Below are 19,999 nucleotides of genomic sequence, written 5' to 3'. Positions count from 1 at the left end.
TCATATTTGTAACAGAAAAGTCACAGGGCCATCATTGACCAGGTGCACCTGCATGTCAGCACCGAACCGGCCGCTTGCCACATCTGCATGCTGGCCCTGGGCTTGCTGCAAAAGATAGTCGAACAATTCGGCACCGAGCGCTGGCGGCGCAGCCGTCGAAAAGCTCGGACGCATGCCGCTGCGGGTGTCCGCAGCCAAGGTGAACTGGGACACCAGCAGCAATCCACCGCCCACATCCTTGAGGGATAGGTTCATCTTGCCCTGCTCATCGCTGAAAACGCGGTAGTTGAGCAACTTGTGCAACAGCTTATCGGCCTGTTCACGGGTATCTTCAGGCTCTACCGCCACCAGCACCAACAAGCCTTGGTCGATGGCGCCGACAATTTCACCCGCCACCTCTACCCGCGCGCCGCGCACACGCTGCAGCAGCCCCTTCATGCTTCTTCCAGCGGCAAATCGAGCAGGCGACGGGCCATCTGATCGGCTGCCCGTACCAGCGCATCGGTGATCCCCGGCTCGGACGCCGCATGGCCCGCGTCGCGGATCACCTTCAGCTCACTGTTGGGCCATGCCTGGTGCAACGCCCAGGCGTTATCCAGCGGGCAGATCACATCATAGCGGCCATGCACGATCACGGCCGGCAGGTGGGCGATCTTGGGCATGTCGCGGATCAATTGGTCGGGTGCAAGGAACGCGTTGTTCATGAAGTAGTGGCATTCGATGCGGGCGATGGACAAGGCCCGCTGCGGCTCGGAGAAGCGGTCGATCACCAGCGGATTGGGGCGCAGGGTGGCAGTGCGGCCCTCCCAGGTGGACCAGGCCTTGGCGGCATGCATCTGGGCGATCTGATCGTTGCCGGTCAGGCGCTTGTGGAATGCCTTGACCAGGTCATTACGCTCATCCGGCGGAATCGGCGCGATGTAGTCCTGCCAGTAATCGGGGAACAGGCGGCTGGCGCCCTCCTGATAGAACCACTCGATCTCTTGCGGGCGGCACAGGAAGATGCCGCGCAGGATCAGGCCGTGAACCCGCTCGGGGTGGGTCTGGGCATAGGCCAGGGCCAGGGTAGAGCCCCAGGAGCCGCCGAACAGCACCCACTTGTCGATGCCCAGGTGCTCGCGAATGCGCTCCAGATCCTCGACCAGGTGCCAGGTGGTGTTGTTCTCCAGGCTTGCGTGCGGGGTGGAACGGCCACAACCGCGCTGATCGAACGTGATGATGCGGTACAGGTTGGGGTCGAAATAGCAACGGCTCTGGGCATCGCAACCCGCGCCCGGGCCACCGTGGATGAACACCACCGGCAGACCTTCAGGCGAGCCGCTTTCATCGACATACAGCACATGCGGCGCTTCCACGGCCAGATCGTGCCGGGCGTAGGGTTTGATCTGCGGGTAGAGGGTCTGCATTGCGCACTCCGTGTGAGGATTTAGTCTGCCGTTGGGCATCATAAACCTGAATTGCGCTTTGAGCATGTGTCAGAAGACATCTCCCCCCCGCACAAGCCTGCCATGCCTCTGCCGCTGCGCTGACACCACGCCAGATTTATCTACCCCACCGAGGCTTGGCCACTCTCCATAGTCCTTTGCCCCGTTTCCCGCAATGGACCTCAGCATGCCTAGCCCGACCGGCAAGACCCTCACCTCGCCAGGTACCCCGTACGCCACCATCGAACAAAAAATCCCTGCCTGGCTGAAAACAGCTTCCCCCGCCACCCTGCACCCAATGCGCAACTGGAAGCAGGCCCCCACCTGGCTGGCCACGGCCATCCTGCAAATGCCGGACATCGCCAAAGCCTGGCGTGACGAGCATGCGCGCCACCGCGACCACGCGGCACAGGTGCGCAGGCTGTTTGAAGCGCTTCCCGACCTGCAGTCCTGGGCCAGACAGCAACTGACAGACGCAATCACCGAGCGGTTTGGCCTGACTGTCGATGTGGATAACTGCTACTTGGTGGATGCACGCCTTATCGACATGGCCAATGCCATCGACAGCCGTCAGGCCATCGACCGCGCCACCCGCTCCCTGCTGCACTGCGCCCTGCAGAACTTCGATGCTGCAGCCGCCGTCGAGGGTGGGATGGATGCCGATGGCGGGCCACTGAAGAAATCCGTCATTCTCGATCACCGACGTTTCATGGGTACGGTGCCCATCACCAACACCCTGGACATGGCCGCGGAGGGGTTTGCAGACTTGTGCCGTGAGCTGGACCTGGGCCGCAAATACCACGACAGGCTTCACGCCATCTACTATCCCGAAGCCACAGCACAGCTGAGCGCCGATGAAGCTGCGCTGAACGTGTATCAAGCTTTGGGCCGCGCCGAAGTATCGGCATTCAGGCAATCCCTACATTTCGCCCGGCTCAAGGGCGACATCAGCGAGGTGCTGTACACCACCGCCCTTGTCACCCCCCTCGACAAGCTGCCGGCTGAACCTGAAAGACCGGCGATCGCGTTCAGCCTGCTCACACTTTGGGAAACCGAACTCACCGGCATCGCGCTCATCACCTTGCGATCATCGGCTCAAGAAACCGTGGCGCTGTACATACCAGATGACAGCGAGACACCGCTGAAGGAATTCGCCTCCCTGGAAGCCCTGAAGGCCGATCTGAGCAGTCGGCTAAGGGCGAACATCGCTTACCTGGACAGGCATGTTGCCGACCGCGACAAAGCCTCGGTGATCGCCCGCCTCAAGGACCGCCTGACCCCCATCGGCTGGAGCATCCGCGGCCTGCATGAGCGGGTGCCGGATCCGCATGCAACGCTGTACCCGGTCGCACAGCCTTTCCGTCATGCATTTCAGGGTGTCATGGCCTTCCAGAAAGCCGAGCGCCACGAAAAGGATGTGCTTTTCCACGCTGTACCCACAGAGATCGTCGACCGACGTGCCGCCCACGCCCACCGACAGTTGATTGCCGGGCGAGTGCTGACGGGCTTGAACATCGCAGGCTTTTTCGTTCCGGGCTTGGGCGAGGCCATGATGGCTGTATGTCTGACACAGCTGGCCTGTGAGGTCTATGAAGGAATCGAAGCGTGGAAAAACGACGAACGCGATGCGGCCTACGGGTATCTGGTCGATGTTGTCGAGAACGTGGCGCTCATGGTGGCGCTCTCTGCCGCAGCCAAGGCTTTGAAGAACGAAGGGCAAGACGCTGCAGGCGCACCGGCAGAGGAACACGAGGTGGAGCGTATTCCCGTGGAAACGCCCTCCTTTATCGAAGAGCTGGAAAATGTCGAATTGCCTAATGGCGAGGCTCGCCTATGGAAGCCCGACCTGACGCCGTACCGCAGTCCCCAGATGCTGCCCGCAAACCTGGAACCCGATGAACATGGCCTGCTTCACTATCAAGGCAAGCGCTGGCTTGTCTTGCAGGGGAACCAGTACATCGTCAGGCCAGCCGCGGCAACTGACGAGTACCGTCTCGTGCACCCGTCCAGGCCTGTGGCACATGAGCCAGCGCTTCGCCATAACGGCGCCGGCGCCTGGCTGTTGCCGCTGGAGCACCCTCTGCAATGGTCAAGAACGACCCTGGTGCAACGCATGGGCCTTGCGAGCCGGCAATTCTCAGAAGAAACAGCCTTGCAGATACTGCGTGTCTGCGACGTACATGAAGACGTTCTGCGCCATGCCCTGACAGAGAACCTGAGGCTGCCTGGCCTGCTTGAGGACACTCTGGCCCGCTTCAGGCTGGACCAGGCCGTCCGTCGGTTGCCTGACAGGCACCAATGGCCCGCTGAGCTCGAACGTGCCTACGCGCACCTGCCAGCGAGCCAGGCTACCGGCGCGGCAGTCATTCAGCGGGTCTATCCGAACTTGCCTGCAGCAATCACCGAAGAGTTGTTGCGCAACGCCGCCAGCGACGAACTTGCGGCACTGAGCGCCGGCAAGCTACCTGTGCGCCTGACTGAAGAAATACGCATCTTCCAACAGCAGGTACGCCTCGCCAGGGCCTACGAAGGGCTATTCCTGAGCAGCGTTCGTAACGGCGACACTGATCGGCTGATCATGCACTCACTCGAACTGCTGCCTGGCTGGCCAGGTGAGACCAGGCTCGAGCTTCGCCAGCACCGTTTCTGGCCTGCTCATCGTGAAAACGTGGGGCCAACGGATGCGCGGTATGTCAGGGTAATTACCAGCGCTGAAGCAGGGTATATCGTCCATGCCGAGACAGGGGCGCAAAACCCGGTCACCGTACATGGCGATCTGTGTACGGCTATATATTCAGCGCTGCCCCAGGCGATGACCCGAATGGGCATTGTAAACGGGGCTGAATTGCGTCTGCAGTTGCAGGAAGGCCCACTGTTGCCACGTGCCTCACTCAGGCAGGTGCTGGGCATGCAACCTGTGCGGCCGGGTTACCGCTCCCCCATGCGGCTCGCTGACGGGCGCATTGGGTATCCGTTGAGCGGCGGTCTGCCGGCGGCACCAGGTATCAGCCGCCATATCTTGCTCGATGCCGTCAACGCAACAGGGCTCACCGAACATACACCCAGGTCGGCGGATCAGATTCTGATGATCATCGCCCGCAATGGCCGCAACCCGCAGCAAGTGTTTGGACGGCTGCAGCAACTGGTGGATCAACGCATGGAGATGCAAAGCCGGCTGGACGACTGGAACGAGGGCATTTCGCCAGAGTCCGATCGGGCAGCGCAGCGATACAACGCCCTGCGGCAAGCCATCATGCAGCACTGGTACGACACGGCATTGATCGAGGGTGACAGCCACACCAGTGAGTTGAGCCTGGAGCACGTGCCTCTGGCCGATATCCCCATGACCCTGCCGGGGTTCTTCACCTCAAATATTCGCAGGTTGCGGCTTTACGACCTGCCATCAGGCACCCTCGCCGGTTGGGCGCAGAACGAACGCTTGCTGCAACGTCTGCTCAGGCAGGTACCGCAACTCGAATCTCTGGAGATCAGCCGGGCCTACGACCCCACCGCTACACCGTCCTCTTTCATTTTCAGCATCCCTACGATCACCGAGCATTTGCCTGGGCTGCGAGCGCTGAGCTTCATCAACCAGAACGTCGCACTCACCTCCAATGACTTGAGCCAACTGGCCCAGATGCCTCAGCTCAGGTATCTGGACCTGAGTGGTAATCGCTTCGCCCAGCGCGACAGCCCCAGTTTCCATGAACTTTCTCTGGACTACCTCGGCCTGAACACCATGCAACTGCATCAGTGGCCTATCGGGCTGGGCAGCGACGCCCTGGAGCGAATTGCTCACCTTTCGCTGCGTAACAACAACCTCCGGTCGCTCCCCTCGTTCCTGTTTACCGAAGCAGAAGCTATCCAACGTCCATCGAGTCTTTCGCTGGAGGGCAACGACATCAACGAAAGCCATCTGCAGCGCCTGCTACTGAGCGAGAGCCGGATGAATGTTCAGGTCAATGTGGATCATCCCCCTGAACTGACCCAACGACTTGAGCGAATCCAGAATGAGCGGCAGCAACTGCGCGAGGCGATCGAAGGCTGGGCGCAAGCCTCAAGCTCCAATGCCCCTCTGACCCAAGCGGTGCTTGAGGACAGGCAACGCATCGAAGTGGCGATCACCGAGTTCTGGTCCAGGCAGGAGCAGGGTTTGCAATACCTTCGGCTGCAACTTGAAGATGTGGCACTGGAGCACTTCCCGCGGCGGCTGCCGAGCTTCTTCGGCGAACGCGTGACCGCCTTGACGCTGACACGCGTCAGCGGCTCAACCGCTCAGCTCAACGAATTGCTGGGGCGCTTCCCCAATATCTCCCGGCTAACCCTCGAAGCGCACGTAGCGCCAATGCCATCGCTGCCATCGGCCTTGGTACGGTTGCAGCGGCTCGCGCATCTGGAATTTCGAAACATGGGCCTGGAAATCGACCAGGCCATGATCGAAGCCTTCGGGCGTTTACCGCAACTTTCGTCGCTGGATCTGTCGGGTAACCAGATCGGTGCCATTACCCAGATACCAGCAAACCTCTCATCGAACCTGACATCACTGAGCCTGACCAACATGAACCTGCACGCCTGGCCAGCCTGGTGCGATGCCCTGCTGCCATTGGAGTTGCTGGATTTGAGCTCCAACCATATCTCGGAGCTGCCCAACCATATTCTGGAAAACATCCACAACCCGATGCCGATCTCCTCGATCTCGATGTTCGACAACCCTCTGTCAGAAGATACGATCCAACGGGTGCGCACGTTTTCCGACAGCCAGCACAGCCTCTCCTTCGCCCTCGACATCCCCGACAACCTTGTCCTGCCCGAATCTTCTGATGAGGGTTCACTACTCGATCATCCTCACTTCCCAGTGCCCTACGCCGGCGACGACTCACCAAGACTGGAGGATTGGGCGCTTGGCAACGAAGCGCAGAACGAAGCCCTGCGAGACTGCTGGCAAAGGCTGCAGACGCTCGAAAGTGGTCATAACCTGTTGGCCCTCGCTGGCCGCTTGCGCAATGCGGCGCCCTACCTCGACCCTACCTCGCAAGCCGCATTCTGCGAGCGCGTGCGCATGATGCTGGTGATTGCGGCAACCCATGAGCATGAGCTGCCAACCATGAGCAGCATCGCCGCGGCAGCCCTGCCCGACCCGGTCACCGGCTCGCAGACCTGCCACGATGGCGCGCTTCAGGAGTTCAACAATATCGAGCTTTACCTGATGTCGAACCGCATCCTCACTGACGCGGGCGACTCCTTGCCGGCCTTTTATCGGCGCCTGCTTCAACTGTACCGGATCGGTCAGCTGGAACTGCTGGCCAACAGCCGGACAGGTCAGGGTGACCGGGTCTCGGTACGCCTGGCTTACCGCCGGGAGCTGGCCCGCGAGCTGGACCTGCCGATTGCCGACAGTATGCGTTTTCGCGGCGCGGCCATGCTGGCGCCGGGTGAAATTTCCAGTGTTCTGGAACGCATCCGGGAAAAGGAAAACAGTGATGCGTTCATCCAGTACATGCTGGCGAACGATGACTGGACACGCCGATTGCGCGCTGAATACCCCGGCCAGTTTGCCGAGATAGAACAACGCTTTGGCGAGCACGTGCTCGAACTGGCTGCGCTCGACCTGCCGCTGACGGAGGAGCTGGTATTGCAGCAGAACCTGCAAAACGACAAAGACCACCAAGAGCTGGAGCTGCTTCAGGAACTGACCCGTATGCAGGGTCGGCACGAATGATCACACCCTGAAACGAACTGCGAAGGCCTTCCCAACCGGCCAGGCCTTCGCCAGTCACTGTGCATAGTGCTCCCGCCCCCACGCCAACATGGCCGTCAAAAGCTGGTGCAGGACGACTTGCGTCGATTGCGCCAAATCTTCGCGATATTCGAACGGTATGCTCTCTTCCATGTAGGTACTTTGCGCCAGCTCTAGTTGCACGGCATGGACATGTCCGCCAGGGTCGCCATAATGCCGGGTGATGTGCCCCCCCTTGAAGCGGCCATTGAGCACATGGCTATAGCCTTGCGCTTGTGCACATGCGCTTTGCAACCGTTCGACCAGTGCCGGAGCACAACTGGCACCATTGAAGGTGCCCAGATTGAAGTCTGGCAACCTGCCTTCGAACAAGTGGGGAATGAAGGAGCGGATCGAGTGGGCATCCCATAGGAGTGCATAGCCGAACTCGCTGCGCAAGCGTGCCAGCTCGTGCTCGATAAGCTGGTGATACGGCCGCCAGATTCGCTCGAGATAAACCTTACGCTCATCGGCAGAAGGCTCGCAGCCTTCCTTGAACAGCGGCTGCCCTTCGAACAACACCGACGGATACAGGCCCGTGGTAGCTCCTGCATACAACGGCTTGTCGTCATCCGGACGGTTGAGGTCGATGACGAAGCGCGAATACTCTGCCGCCACCACACTGGCCCCCAGCTCACGGGCGAAATCGTACAGGCGCGGGATATGCCAGTCGGTGTCGGGCAGGCTTCGCGCTTGGTCGACCAAACCGTCGCGCACGGCAGGGGTCAACTTGAGCCCCGCGTGGGGCATGCTGATCAGCAGGGGCAAACGGCCCTGGTGGAAACTCAGTACCTTGTCCATCTCGCCTCGCTCAGTGGGATATTTCATGGCCTTTGCGCACCACGCGCTTGGGCAGGTCGCCGCCCAGCCAGTAGGCCAGGTCGGCGGGGCGCTCGATCTGCCAAGCGACAAAGTCCGCCACCTTGCCGACTTCCAGCGAACCATGGGTGTCGCCCATGCCCAGTGCCGTGGCGGCATGGATGGTAACTCCAGCCAGGGCTTCTTCCGGCGTCATGCGAAACAGCGTGCACCCCATGTTCAGCATCAGCCGCAGCGACAGACCTGGTGATGTGCCGGGGTTGAGGTCGCTGGCAAGAGCAATCCTCACGCCGTGGCGGCGCAAGGCGTCCATTGGAGGCAGTTGGGTTTCGCGCAGGAAGTAGAACGCACCCGGCAGCAGCACCGCGACAGTGCCGGCCTCGCCCATCGCCATTGCATCTTCCTCGGTCATGAATTCCAGGTGGTCGGCCGACAGCGCCTGGTAGCGCGCGGCCAGGCTGGAGCCGTGCAGCGATGAGAGCTGCTCGGCGTGCAGCTTGACCGGAAGGCCCAGCTCACGCGCCCTGACGAACACCTGCTCGACCTGCGCCGGGGAAAACGCCAGGTGCTCGCAGAAGGCGTCCACGGCGTCCACCAGCCCCTCGGCGGCCAGCGCGGGCAGCATCTGGTTGCAGATGTGCGCAATGTAGTCGTCGGCGCGACCGGCGTATTCCGGCGGCAGTGCATGGGCAGCCAGGCAAGTGGCGCGCACGGCAAGGGGCAATTCATCGGCCAGGCGCCGGGCCACACGCAGCATCTTGCGCTCGTTGGCCAGGTCCAGGCCGTAGCCGGACTTGATTTCGATTGTGGTTACACCATCGCGCATCAGCGCCTGTACCCGCTGGCGGGCACTGGCGAACAGCTCATCCTCGCTGGCCGCGCGGGTGGCCCGCACGGTACTGGCGATGCCCCCGCCTTGCGCAGCGATTTCGGCATAACTCACACCCTGCAGGCGCTGCTCGAACTCGCCACTGCGGTTGCCACCGAACACGGCGTGGGTGTGGCAGTCGATCAGCCCGGGGGTGACCCAGGCATTGCCCAGGTCAACCGTACGTTGCGCCTCGACCGGCCGCATTTCGCTACGTGGGCCGAGCCACTCGATCACGCCGCCGCTGGTAACGATCGCTGCGTCCTCGATGATCGAGTAACGGCCGTCCACCATGGTTGCCACATGGCAGTGCTGCCAGAGGGTTCTCATATGCAATCTCCTGAACTAGCGATGCAGCTCGGCCGCTGCCTGGGCCACCTCGCCCTGCCCTGCCCGCGGTTTGCACCACAACAGGTAGGACGCAACCAGAAACACCACCCAGATCACGCCGACAAGCAACGCTGCCTGTGTATCGGGGAAGTAACCGAGCACGCCAAAGATGAACACCATGAACGCAATGGCCATGGCCGGGCCGTAGGGCCAGAACGGTACCGGGAACTTGAGCCGGGCCGCTTCCTCGCGGCTCATGCTGCGGCGCATGGCAACCTGGGTAACCAGGATCATCAACCACACCCACACGGTGGCAAACGTGGCGATGGAGGCGATCAGCAGAAACACGTTCTCGGGGATCAGGTAGTTGAGCACCACGCCAATCAACAGCGCAGCCCCCATCACCACTACCGTCATCCACGGCACTCCGTGCCTGGACAGCTGGCTGAAGGCGCGCGGCGCATGGCCTTGCTGGGCGAGGCCGTACATCATGCGGCCAGCACCGAAGATGTCACTGTTGATGGCAGAAACCGCAGCGGAAATCACCACGACGTTGAGCACTGCCGCCGCCGACCCGATCCCCAGGTTGCTGAATATCTGCACGAACGGGCTACCTTCGCTGCCGATCTGCGGCCACGGGTAAAGGCACATCAGCACGAACAGGGTCAGTACGTAGAACAGCAGGATACGCAACGGCACGGCATTGATGGCCTTGGGGATGACCCGTTGCGGGTCCTTGGCCTCACCGGCAGTGACGCCGATGATTTCGATGCCGCCGAAGGCGAACATGACCACCGCGAAGGAGGCGATCAAGCCGCCGACGCCATTGGGCATGAAGCCGCCGTGCTCGACCAGGTTGCTCAAACCAACCGCATGCCCGGTGCCAACCTGGCTGAAGCCGAAGGCCATGATACCGAGGCCGGCGAGGATCATCGCGACGATGGCACCGACCTTGAGCAGCGACAGCCAGAACTCCATCTCGCCGAACACCTTGACGTTGCACAGGTTCAGGCCGCCTATCAGGAAGACGATGCCTAGCACCCAGATCCAGCGGGCCACTTCAGGAAACCAGAAACCCATGTAGATGCCAAAGGCCGTGACGTCGGCGATGGCGACGATGACCATCTCGAATGCGTAAGTCCAGCCAAGGATAAAACCGGCCATTGGGCCGAGGTAGGTCGTGGCGTAATGGCCGAAGGAGCCGGCGACGGGGTTGTGCACAGCCATCTCGCCGAGGGCGCGCATGACCATGAACACGGCTGCGCCGCCAATCAGGTAGGCCAGCAGTACGGCCGGCCCGGCCATCTGGATGGCAGAGGCGGAACCATAGAAAAGCCCGGTACCGATTGCGGAACCGAGCGCCATGAAACGGATATGTCGGGCCGATAGCCCACGCTTGAGACCTTGAGCTTGTTGCATGTCACGTCCTGATCTTGTTTTTGTGGTCGTGAGATCGAATGGGCCGCATGGCGGCCCCAAGGGCATCACAGGCTCGGCAGAACCCCAGCCGGCAGCAGGCCGGTCAGGCTGCCCTTGGCCAAAAGCTCGACGGCCTTTTCGATATCCGGCGCAAAGAAGCGGTCACGGTCGTAGTGCGGCACCTCGCTGCGCAGCGCCTGGCGCGCCTGCTCCAGTTTGACCGAGGTCTTCAGCCCCTTGCGCAGGTCCAACCCCTGGCAGGCGCCCAACCATTCGATGGCCAGCACGCCGCGGGTGTTCTCCGCCATTTCCCACAAACGCTTGCCTGCAGCCGGGGCCATCGACACGTGGTCTTCCTGGTTGGCCGAGGTAGGCAGGCTGTCGACGCTGTGGGGGTGCGACAGGGCCTTGTTCTCGCTGGCCAAGGCTGCAGCCGTGACCTGGGCGATCATGAAGCCGGAGTTGACCCCACCGTTTTCCACCAGGAACGGCGGCAGCTGGGACATGTGTTTGTCCATCATCAGTGAAATTCGGCGCTCGCTCAGCGAGCCGATTTCGGCGATGGCCAGGGCCAGATTGTCAGCGGCCATGGCTACAGGCTCTGCGTGGAAGTTGCCACCCGAGATCACATCGCCCTCGGCAGCGAACACCAACGGGTTGTCCGACACCGCGTTAGCCTCGATACCGAGGACCTCGGCGGCCTGGCGCAACTGAGTCAGGCAGGCACCCATGACCTGCGGCTGGCAGCGCAGCGAGTACGGGTCCTGAACCTTGTCGCAGTTCTTGTGCGATTGCGAGATTTCGCTGGAGTCACCCAGCAGGTCACGGAAACAGGCCGCAGTATCGATCTGGCCCCGCTGCCCGCGCACGGCATGCACCCGTGCATCGAACGGCGAACGCGAGCCCAGTGCTGCTTCGACAGTCAGGCCACCGCAGGTAATGGCGGCGGCGTAAAGGTCTTCGGCGTAGAACAGACCGCGCAAGGCGTAGGCCGAAGACGCCTGGGTGCCATTGAGCAGGGCCAGGCCCTCTTTGGCGGCCAGGGTCAGCGGCTCCAGGCCAGCGACGGCCAAGGCCTCAGTAGCCGAGAGCCACTGGCCCTTGTAACGTGCCTTGCCTTCACCGAGCAGCACCAGCGACATGTGCGCCAGCGGTGCCAGGTCGCCGGAGGCGCCGACCGAGCCTTTGAGCGGTATATGCGGATAGACCTCAGCGTTGACCAGGGCGATCAGCGCATCGATCACCTTGCGCCGGATGCCGGAGAAACCTCGGCTGAGGCTGTTGATCTTGAGCACCATGATCAGCCGCACCAGGTCGTCGTCCAGCGGTGCTCCGATACCGGCGGCGTGGGACAGCACCAGCGAGCGCTGCAGGTTTTCCAGGTCATGGCTAGCAATACGGGTTGAAGCCAGCAGGCCGAAGCCGGTGTTGATACCGTAGGCGGTGCGGTCTTCGGCAAGGATCTGTTCGACGCAGGCAACGCTGTCGTTGATCGGCTGATCGGCGCTGGCGTCCAGGCGCAGGCGCACGGGTGCGGCGTGGATTGCGCGCAGCTGGGCCAGGGTCAGGGTGCCAGGCTTGAGGGTCAGTTCGGTCACTTCGCTACTCCATTCTGCCGGGGCCCGCAGGCCCCTTCTTGTTGTTCAGTATTGGTCAAAGTGCAGCGATCAGCCTGTGATCATTGGCAGGTCGAGGCCTTGTTCCTTGGCGCAGTCCACGGCGATGTCGTAGCCGGCGTCGGCGTGGCGCATGACACCGGTGCCCGGGTCGTTGGTCAGCACGCGGGCGATGCGTGCGGCGGCTTCATCGGTACCATCGCAGACGATGACCATGCCCGAGTGCTGCGAGAAGCCCATGCCTACCCCCCCACCGTGATGCAGCGAAACCCAGGTAGCGCCGCTGGCAGTGTTGAGCAAGGCGTTGAGCAACGGCCAGTCGGAGACAGCGTCAGAACCGTCACGCATCGATTCGGTTTCACGGTTGGGGCTCGATACGGAGCCTGAGTCCAGGTGGTCACGGCCGATGACTATTGGCGCCGACAGCTCGCCGCTGCGTACCATTTCGTTGAAGGCCAGGCCCAGCTTGGCGCGAAGGCCCAGGCCAACCCAGCAGATGCGCGCAGGCAAGCCCTGGAAGCTGATGCGCTCGCGAGCCATGTCCAGCCACCGGTGCAGGTGGGCGTCGTCGGGGATCAGTTCCTTGACCTTGGCATCGGTCTTGTAGATATCCTCGGCTTCGCCGGACAGCGCAGCCCAGCGGAACGGCCCCACGCCGCGGCAGAACAGCGGGCGGATATAAGCCGGCACGAAGCCCGGGAAATCGAAAGCGTTGGCCACGCCTTCTTCCTTGGCCATCTGGCGAATGTTGTTGCCGTAGTCGAAAGTCGGAATGCCCTGTTTCTGGAAGTCGAGCATGGCTTGTACGTGCACGGCCATGGACTGCTTGGCGGCCTTGACCACGGCAGCCGGCTCGGTCTGCGCGCGGTCACGGTACTGCTCCCAGGTCCAGCCGGCCGGCAGGTAGCCGTTGAGCGGGTCGTGGGCGCTGGTCTGGTCGGTGACCATGTCCGGGCGCACGCCACGCTTGACCAGCTCCGGCAGGACTTCAGCGGCGTTGCCGTGCAGGGCAATGGAGATGGCCTTGCCTTCGGCGGTGTACTTGGCGATGCGTGCCAGGGCGTCGTCGAGGTCTTTGGCCTGCTCGTCGACGTAGCGGGTTTCGAGGCGGAAATCGATACGGCTCTGCTGGCATTCGATGTTCAGCGAGCAGGCGCCGGCCAAGGTCGCGGCCAGGGGCTGGGCGCCGCCCATGCCGCCAAGGCCTGCAGTCAGTACCCACTTGCCTTTGAGGCTGCCACCGTAGTGCTGGCGGCCGGCCTCGACGAAGGTTTCATAGGTGCCTTGGACGATGCCCTGGCTGCCGATGTAGATCCAGCTGCCGGCGGTCATCTGGCCGTACATGGCCAGGCCCTTGGCGTCCAGTTCGTTGAAGTGTTCCCAGTTGGCCCAGTGCGGCACCAGGTTGGAGTTGGCGATCAGAACGCGTGGAGCGTTGCTGTGGGTTTTGAATACCCCGACCGGTTTGCCAGACTGCACCAGCAGGGTTTCGTCATCTTCCAGGCGGGTCAGAGTCTCGACGATCTTGTCGTAGCAGGCCCAGTTGCGGGCGGCGCGACCGATGCCACCGTAAACCACCAGTTCCTTGGGGTTTTCCGCGACCTGCGGGTCGAGGTTGTTCATCAGCATGCGCAGTGGCGCTTCGGTCAGCCAGCTTTTGGCGGTCAGCTTGTTGCCACGTGGGGCACGGATTTCAACGTCACGGTATTTATTGTTGTCGGTCACGGGAAGGGTCCTCTGCGGTCGTCCGCGGGCAGGTGTGTCGTGTTGGATATACAAACACACCTTTACTTGTATGTACAAGCATGGACAACCAAATTATTGGGACCGCTTCTGAACAGCCTGGAGGAAACCGGGGCCGCTGCGCGACCCTTTCGCGACACAAGGCCGCTCCTACACAGATCGCGTTTGCCCAGACGGGCGCGGTTTCCGGTAGGAGCGGCCTTGTGTCGCGAAAGCGCTGCTCAGCAGCCTCGGCCAGCTCAGGTTGGAATCAGCTCGATCAGGCAGAACCGCCCCTGAACCTGCAATTCCAGCAGCGCTTCGTTCCCCTCAAGCCGCAGGCAGTCATACAACCCCAGCCGCTCCAAATCATGCCCGGCCAACTGCACCTCAACCTGGTTACTACCCGAAAACAGCAGCACAGTCGGCGCCGAACTGAACAGCCGGCTGGTGCCATCGAACCATTGCAAGCGCGCCCGGTAGCGCTGCGGCGAGTAGATCAGGTTGAAATCACGGATCGTCCCACCCAGCAGCTTGCAGCTGACCTGGCTCTGGCCAGCGAAAGCGAAGGCGTCGAACGGTAGCAGCGGCCGGCTGGCCTGCCCGTCAACCAGCAGGCGCATGCCATCACCCTGCAAGACGGTGATGATCCGCTGGTAGCCGGTAAACACCGAGAAACCACCAGACGCTTCGATATCCGCAATCGACAGCCGCCAGCCGAACCCCTCCAGGCCCTCGCCACTGTCGCGGGTGATTTCCTCGGTGAAGCCACCCCCGTTCTTCCATGGCATGCGCGGGTAGTCCTGTGCACGCAACAACTGCAACGGGTTCATTTGCTGAAACGTCCTTCCAGGCGATGACGGGAACCGGGGTGGATCAACCGCGCAGCCGTCACTGGCTGGCGACCAGACCAGGTACGGCGGCGAATCAGCAGGCAAGGCTCGCCCCGTTCGATTTGCAGCAGCTGGCACTCGTGCGGCTCAGCCAGGATCGCCTCGACCACGTGCTCACCCTCGGTCAACGGTGCAACCTGGGACAAGTAGGCGTAAGGCGTCTGTCGAGTGAAATCCTGCTTGAGGTAATCGGGCGCGATCGCCGCGTTGACGTAGCGGTCCTCGATTTGGACCGGGATACCGTTTTCGTAATGCACGATCAGCGAATGGAACACCCGCTGGCCTTCGCGCATGTCCAGTGCCAGAGCGCGCTCGGAGCCGGCCGCTTCTTCGGCAAGGGTGATCACCTGGCAACTATGCTGGTGACCACGCGCAGCGATCTCGTCGGCGATGTTGTTGACTTCGAACAACGCCGAGCGGCTCTTGGGTTCGGCTACGAACGTCCCTACCCCCTGCATGCGTACCAGCAGGCCTTCGGCAGTGAGCTCACGCAGGGCGCGGTTGATGGTCATGCGGCTGAACCCCAGCTGGCTGACCAGTTCGCTCTCCGAAGGGACCCGGTGATGGGGCGGCCAGCTGCCGTTGTCGATCTGCTGGATGATCATCTGCTTGACCCGCGCGTACAGCGGCGCCGGGCCCTCGCCCATCTGGGCAACCAGCGCGGAGACAGGAGGTGTCGGCACGGCGTTGGATCCTTGTGCGATTGAATGAGCGGTAGCTTGCCGCAGTTTACCCGGCAGGCAAACAACTGTATATGTATATACAAGCAAACCATGACAGGATTTCACAGATGTCCGCCTACTTCGCCGAATGCGCCCTGCTGCCCGATGGTTGGGCCAGCGATGTCCGAATCGAGGTCGCCAGCGATGGCACAATGACCCATATCGAGTCCGGCGCTTCGGCCAACGGCGCCGAACGGCTGGCCGGGCCGGTGCTACCCGGCATGCCCAACCTGCACTCGCATGCCTTCCAACGCGCAATGGCCGGCCTGGCAGAAGTAGCGGGCAACCCCAACGACAGTTTCTGGACCTGGCGCGAACTGATGTATCGCCTGGTCGGCAAGGTCACCCCGGAACAACTGCAGGTCATCGCCCGTCAGCTGTACATCGAGATGCTCAAGGCCGGTTACACCTCGGTGGCCGAGTTCCACTATGTGCACCATGATCAGGCGGGCAAGGCCTATGCCGACCCAGCCGAGCTGTCCCGCCGCATCAGCGCTGCGGCGGCCAGCAGCGGTATCGGCCTGACCCTGCTGCCGGTGCTGTACAGCCATGCCGGCTTCGGTGGCCAGCCACCCAGCGAGGGGCAGCGGCGCTTCATCAATTCCACCGAGCAGTACCTGCAATTGCACGCGCAACTCGCTGCGACAATCGCTGCACAACCCGCGCAGCAGCTGGGCTTGTGCTTCCACTCGCTGCGGGCGGTTACACCGGCGCAGATTGCCCAGGTATTGGCAGCGGGCAATCAGCAATGTCCGATCCATATTCATATCGCTGAGCAACAGAAGGAAGTCGACGACTGCCTGGCCTGGAGCGGCCTGCGCCCGTTGCAGTGGCTGTATGAGCATGTGCAGGTCGATGCCCGCTGGTGCCTGGTGCATGCCACCCACGCGCAGGCTGACGAAGTGGCGGCCATGGCCCGCAGTGGCGCCGTGGCCGGATTGTGCCTGACCACCGAAGCCAACCTGGGTGACGGAATTTTCCCGGCAGTGGACTACCTGAGCCAGGGTGGCCGGATGGGTATCGGCTCTGACAGCCATGTATCACTGAGCGTGGTCGAAGAGCTGCGGTGGCTCGAATATGGCCAGCGCCTTCGTGACCAGCGGCGCAACCGGCTTTATCGCGAGGATCAGCCGATGGTTGGCCGCACCCTGTATGACGCAGCACTGATGGGTGGGGCTCAGGCATTGGGACAACCCGTGGGTGAGCTGGCCGTGGGCAAACGTGCCGACTGGCTGGTGCTCGATGGGCAAGACCCGTATATCGCCACGGCCGACGAAGATGCAATTCTCAACCGCTGGCTGTTTGCCGGCAGCGACCGCCAGGTGCGCGATGTGATGGTCAACGGGCAGTGGGTGGTGCGCCAGGGGCGCCACGGGCAAGAAGAGGAAAGCGCTCGGGCGTATGTCGAGGTGTTGCGACAGCTGCTGGGCTGACGACCAGAGGGCCGCAAAGCGGCCCCCTACGGGCTCAATGCATCTGCACGATCTGCTTGTCCGCCATGCGCCAGATCAAGCGGCTGGTGTCATAGCCCTGCTGCCGGGCCTTGGCCAGCAGGCTCTCGCGCTCCCATGCCGGCAGGGTCGGCGTACGCGACAGTATCCACAGGTACTTGCGGTCAGGGCTGCCGACAATCGCCGTGCGGTAGCGGTCGTCCACGTAAAGGATCCAGTACTCCCCCTTGGTCAGGCCCGGTACCAGGCGGGTGAACCAGTTATCGAACTCAACCCACAACCTGTCGGTATGCCCCGGCTGCTGGATGTTGGCATGCCCCTCGGCGCGCAGCCACTCGTCACCCATCGTGCGGCAGCGGTTCAGCACCCCGTACGAACCATCAGGCTTGAGGTTGTAATGCGCTTCGGACTGGGCGCACTCGCTCTGGTACGGCATCGGCAAACGCGCCAGCTCGTACCATTTGCCCTGGTAGCGCTTGAGGTCGACATTGCCGGCGGTCTTGGGTGCCAACGGATCGTTGGCCGAAGTGGCGCAGCCACCCAACAGCATCACCAGGCACAACCCCAGCAGCAGGTGCAGACGCGTCATTTGAGGCCCTGCCCTGAATACATCAGTACTTTATCGGCCGCGTACTGCACGCTGATGAAGCTCTTCTCGTCCCCCCAGGTACAGCTGCTCATGCCCAATGCGCCGGAGCACTCGGTGGGCGTGCCGAGCAGTTGCTCGACCTCGGCCTTGTTCATGCCGGCCTTGAGCTTGGAATAGTTTTCCTGATTGATCTTGCTGCACGCAGTCAGGATGACGCACAGGGACAACAGGGCGAGGGAACGCAACGACATGAAGGAACACTCCTGAAAGGTGGGTGCAGGCGAGAGGCCTGCAGGGACCTTCGACGGGAAAAACGGTCCCTGGTTCCCTGACAGGCCTTTTTCGTTCTACACCATTGGTCGGCAGGCGCTGCGCAAACGATTAATGTTTTGCCGTGCCGAGTCGACACAGCGGGCACGCTGTGACGCGTGATCGCAGCCCTCCTCCGCCTTGCCTTGTGCAGACCACAAAAAATGACCAAGAATCTCAAGTTCAGCCACAAGATCCTGCTGGCCGCCGCCCTGGTGGTGGCCGTCGCCTTTACCTGTTTCGTGCTGTTCAACGACTACCGCCAGCGCCAGTCCCTGCGCAGCGATACACAGACCAACCTGCAGGACCTCGGCCGCCTCACCGCAGGCAACATCCGCACCTGGCTCGACAGCCGCAAGCAGTTGCTGGCCTCGCTGGCCCAGCAGATTGCCGCCGATGGGCCGGGCAAGGCCAGCCTCGACAGAAGCCTGGCACTGCCGGTATACGCCAGCAATTTCCAGCTCACCTATTTCGGCGGCCAGGACGGCAGCATGCAGTCGGTGCCGGTCGGCAACCGCGCCGCCGACTATGATCCTCGTGCCCGCGGCTGGTACAAGGCAGCCAGCGCAGGCAGCGAGACCATCGTCACCGAACCGTACATTTCGGCTTCTGCCGGCAAACTGGTCATCACCCTGGCAACCCCCGTGCAGCAAGGGGGCCGGCTGATTGGCGTCAGCGGCGTGGACACCGACCTGCAAACCATCAGCAATCTGATCAACACGCTCGACTTCGATGGCCACGGCCACGCCTTCATCGTCAACGGCGAAGGCAAGATCCTGATCCACCCCAAGGCCGACCTGGCACTCAAAACCTTGGCGGATGTCTACCCAGGCGACACACCGCACATCAGCAGCGGCCTCAAGGAAGTCGAGCTGGATGGGCGCAAGCAGTTCATCAGTTTCACCCACGTCGACGGCGTGCCTTCAGCGGACTGGTACGTGGCCCTCGTGGTCGACCAGGACGCCGCCTTCGCCATGCTCAGCGAGCTGCGTACCTCGGCCATCGTCGCGACGCTGATCGCGATACTGGTCATCATCGCCCTGCTCGGCCTGCTGATCCGCGTGTTGATGGAGCCCTTGCACCTGATGGGTCGCGCCATGCATGACATTGCCGAAGGCGAAGGTGACCTGACCCGGCGCTTGGCCATCCACGCGCAGGACGAGTTCGGCAGCCTTGGCCAGTCGTTCAACCGTTTCGTCGAGCGTATTCACGAGTCGATACGCGAAGTGGCCTCGGCCACTGGCCAGGTCAACGCGGTGGCCACGCAGGTGGTGAGCGCCTCGAATGCCTCGATCCACAATGCCGACCAGCAGTCCAGCCGAACCAACAGCGTGGCCGCGGCCATCAACCAGCTGGGTGCCGCAGCCCAGGAGATCGCCCAGAACGCAGCGCTGGCTTCGCAACATTCCAGCGAGGCACGCGGCCTGGCCGAAGACGGTCAACAAGTGGTTGGGCGCACCATCGACGTGATGAACCAGCTGTCGGCGCGCATCAGCGATTCATGCGGCAACATCGAAACGCTCAATGCCCACACCGCCAACATCGGGCAGATTCTCGATGTGATCAGCGGCATTTCCCAACAGACCAACCTACTGGCTCTGAATGCCGCGATCGAGGCGGCCCGTGCCGGTGAAGCCGGCCGTGGTTTTGCCGTGGTCGCCGACGAGGTCCGCAACCTGGCGCACCGCACCCAAGAGTCGGCGCAGCAGGTTCAGCGCCTGATCGAAGAGTTGCAGGCCGGTGCCCAGATGGCCGTCAGCACCATGAACCAGAGCCGTGAGCACAGCGACCAGAGCGTCGGGATTGCCAACCAGGCCGGAGAGCGCCTGGGCAGTGTGACCCAGCGCATAGGCGAAATCGATGGCATGAACCAGTCAGTGGCTACCGCTACCGAGGAGCAGACAGCGGTGGTCGAGTCGATCAATGTCGACATCACCGAGATCAATACGCTGAATCAGGAAGGAGTGCAGAACCTGCAGAGCACCTTGCGTGCCTGCACCGACCTTGAACACCAGGTCGAGCGGTTGAAGCATCTGGTAGGGAGTTTCAGGATCTGAAACG

At 62.2% G+C, this 19,999-nt stretch carries 13 protein-coding genes and 2 pseudogenes; 4 read left to right on the top strand and 11 right to left on the bottom strand.

The window, feature by feature from the left end; translation table 11 throughout:
• Complete coding sequence (gene dtd, locus ACW4TB_RS01105) at positions 1-438, bottom strand: D-aminoacyl-tRNA deacylase (RefSeq protein WP_012312380.1); 438 nt, start codon at positions 436-438, stop codon at positions 1-3.
• The gene (pip, locus tag ACW4TB_RS01100) at positions 435-1,406 is read right to left on the bottom strand and encodes a prolyl aminopeptidase (protein ID WP_012312379.1); all 972 of its coding nucleotides are present in this window, start codon (positions 1,404-1,406) and stop codon (positions 435-437) included. Before pip ends, dtd begins: the two co-directional genes overlap by 4 nt.
• Before the next feature lie 193 nt (positions 1,407-1,599).
• Here pip and ACW4TB_RS01095 point away from each other — a divergent pair.
• Positions 1,600-2,643, top strand: a pseudogene (locus ACW4TB_RS01095) (dermonecrotic toxin domain-containing protein); the annotation flags it as partial.
• A 3,126-nt stretch (positions 2,644-5,769) separates the two neighbouring features.
• On the top strand, positions 5,770-7,143 hold the full coding sequence (locus ACW4TB_RS01090; RefSeq protein ID WP_420094564.1) for an NEL-type E3 ubiquitin ligase domain-containing protein: 1,374 nt from the start codon (positions 5,770-5,772) through the stop codon (positions 7,141-7,143).
• 54 nt (positions 7,144-7,197) lie between these two features.
• On the opposite strand, the gene hutG is transcribed toward ACW4TB_RS01090, so the two are convergent.
• From hutG to hutC, 7 genes are all read right to left on the bottom strand, one after another.
• Positions 7,198-8,028: an N-formylglutamate deformylase gene (gene hutG / locus ACW4TB_RS01085; RefSeq protein WP_455842872.1), complete on the bottom strand. Its 831-nt coding sequence runs from the start codon at positions 8,026-8,028 to the stop codon at positions 7,198-7,200.
• Complete coding sequence (gene hutI / locus ACW4TB_RS01080) at positions 8,012-9,217, bottom strand: imidazolonepropionase (protein ID WP_279929198.1); 1,206 nt, start codon at positions 9,215-9,217, stop codon at positions 8,012-8,014. Before hutI ends, hutG begins: the two co-directional genes overlap by 17 nt.
• Before the next feature lie 15 nt (positions 9,218-9,232).
• Positions 9,233-10,636: an amino acid permease gene (locus tag ACW4TB_RS01075; RefSeq protein ID WP_012312375.1), complete on the bottom strand. Its 1,404-nt coding sequence runs from the start codon at positions 10,634-10,636 to the stop codon at positions 9,233-9,235.
• Positions 10,637-10,701: 65 nt separating this feature from the next.
• Positions 10,702-12,234 carry a histidine ammonia-lyase gene (gene hutH, locus ACW4TB_RS01070; protein WP_279929203.1) on the bottom strand — a complete coding sequence of 511 codons (1,533 nt, stop codon included), beginning with the start codon at positions 12,232-12,234 and terminating at the stop codon, positions 10,702-10,704.
• 69 nt (positions 12,235-12,303) lie between these two features.
• Complete coding sequence (hutU, locus tag ACW4TB_RS01065; protein ID WP_254467037.1) at positions 12,304-13,977, bottom strand: urocanate hydratase; 1,674 nt, start codon at positions 13,975-13,977, stop codon at positions 12,304-12,306.
• A gap of 257 nt (positions 13,978-14,234) precedes the next feature.
• Positions 14,235-14,807 (bottom strand): HutD/Ves family protein, encoded by a 573-nt coding sequence (locus tag ACW4TB_RS01060; protein ID WP_279929207.1) that lies wholly within the window; start codon positions 14,805-14,807, stop codon positions 14,235-14,237.
• Positions 14,804-15,514 (bottom strand): histidine utilization repressor, encoded by a 711-nt coding sequence (gene hutC / locus ACW4TB_RS01055; protein ID WP_174141112.1) that lies wholly within the window; start codon positions 15,512-15,514, stop codon positions 14,804-14,806. Before hutC ends, ACW4TB_RS01060 begins: the two co-directional genes overlap by 4 nt.
• A 143-nt stretch (positions 15,515-15,657) precedes the next feature.
• On the opposite strand from hutC, the gene ACW4TB_RS01050 reads away from it, so the two are divergent.
• Positions 15,658-17,022 carry a formimidoylglutamate deiminase gene (locus ACW4TB_RS01050; RefSeq protein WP_279929209.1) on the top strand — a complete coding sequence of 455 codons (1,365 nt, stop codon included), beginning with the start codon at positions 15,658-15,660 and terminating at the stop codon, positions 17,020-17,022.
• A gap of 34 nt (positions 17,023-17,056) precedes the next feature.
• Here the strand turns inward: ACW4TB_RS01050 and ACW4TB_RS01045 are convergent, their stop codons facing one another.
• Together ACW4TB_RS01045 and bamE are read right to left on the bottom strand one after the other, a co-directional pair.
• Complete coding sequence (locus tag ACW4TB_RS01045; protein WP_254467034.1) at positions 17,057-17,629, bottom strand: lipocalin family protein; 573 nt, start codon at positions 17,627-17,629, stop codon at positions 17,057-17,059.
• Positions 17,626-17,880, bottom strand: coding sequence for an outer membrane protein assembly factor BamE domain-containing protein (gene bamE / locus ACW4TB_RS01040; RefSeq protein WP_012312368.1), 255 nt, complete (start codon positions 17,878-17,880; stop codon positions 17,626-17,628). The genes ACW4TB_RS01045 and bamE overlap by 4 nt, the downstream gene beginning before the upstream one ends.
• Before the next feature lie 348 nt (positions 17,881-18,228).
• On the opposite strand from bamE, the pseudogene ACW4TB_RS01035 reads away from it, so the two are divergent.
• Positions 18,229-19,995: pseudogene (locus ACW4TB_RS01035) on the top strand (methyl-accepting chemotaxis protein); the annotation flags it as partial.
• Positions 19,996-19,999: the final 4 nt, after the last annotated feature.

This window comes from Lelliottia jeotgali (assembly GCF_977070485.1).
This window is presented reverse-complemented; position numbering and strand designations above follow the sequence as displayed.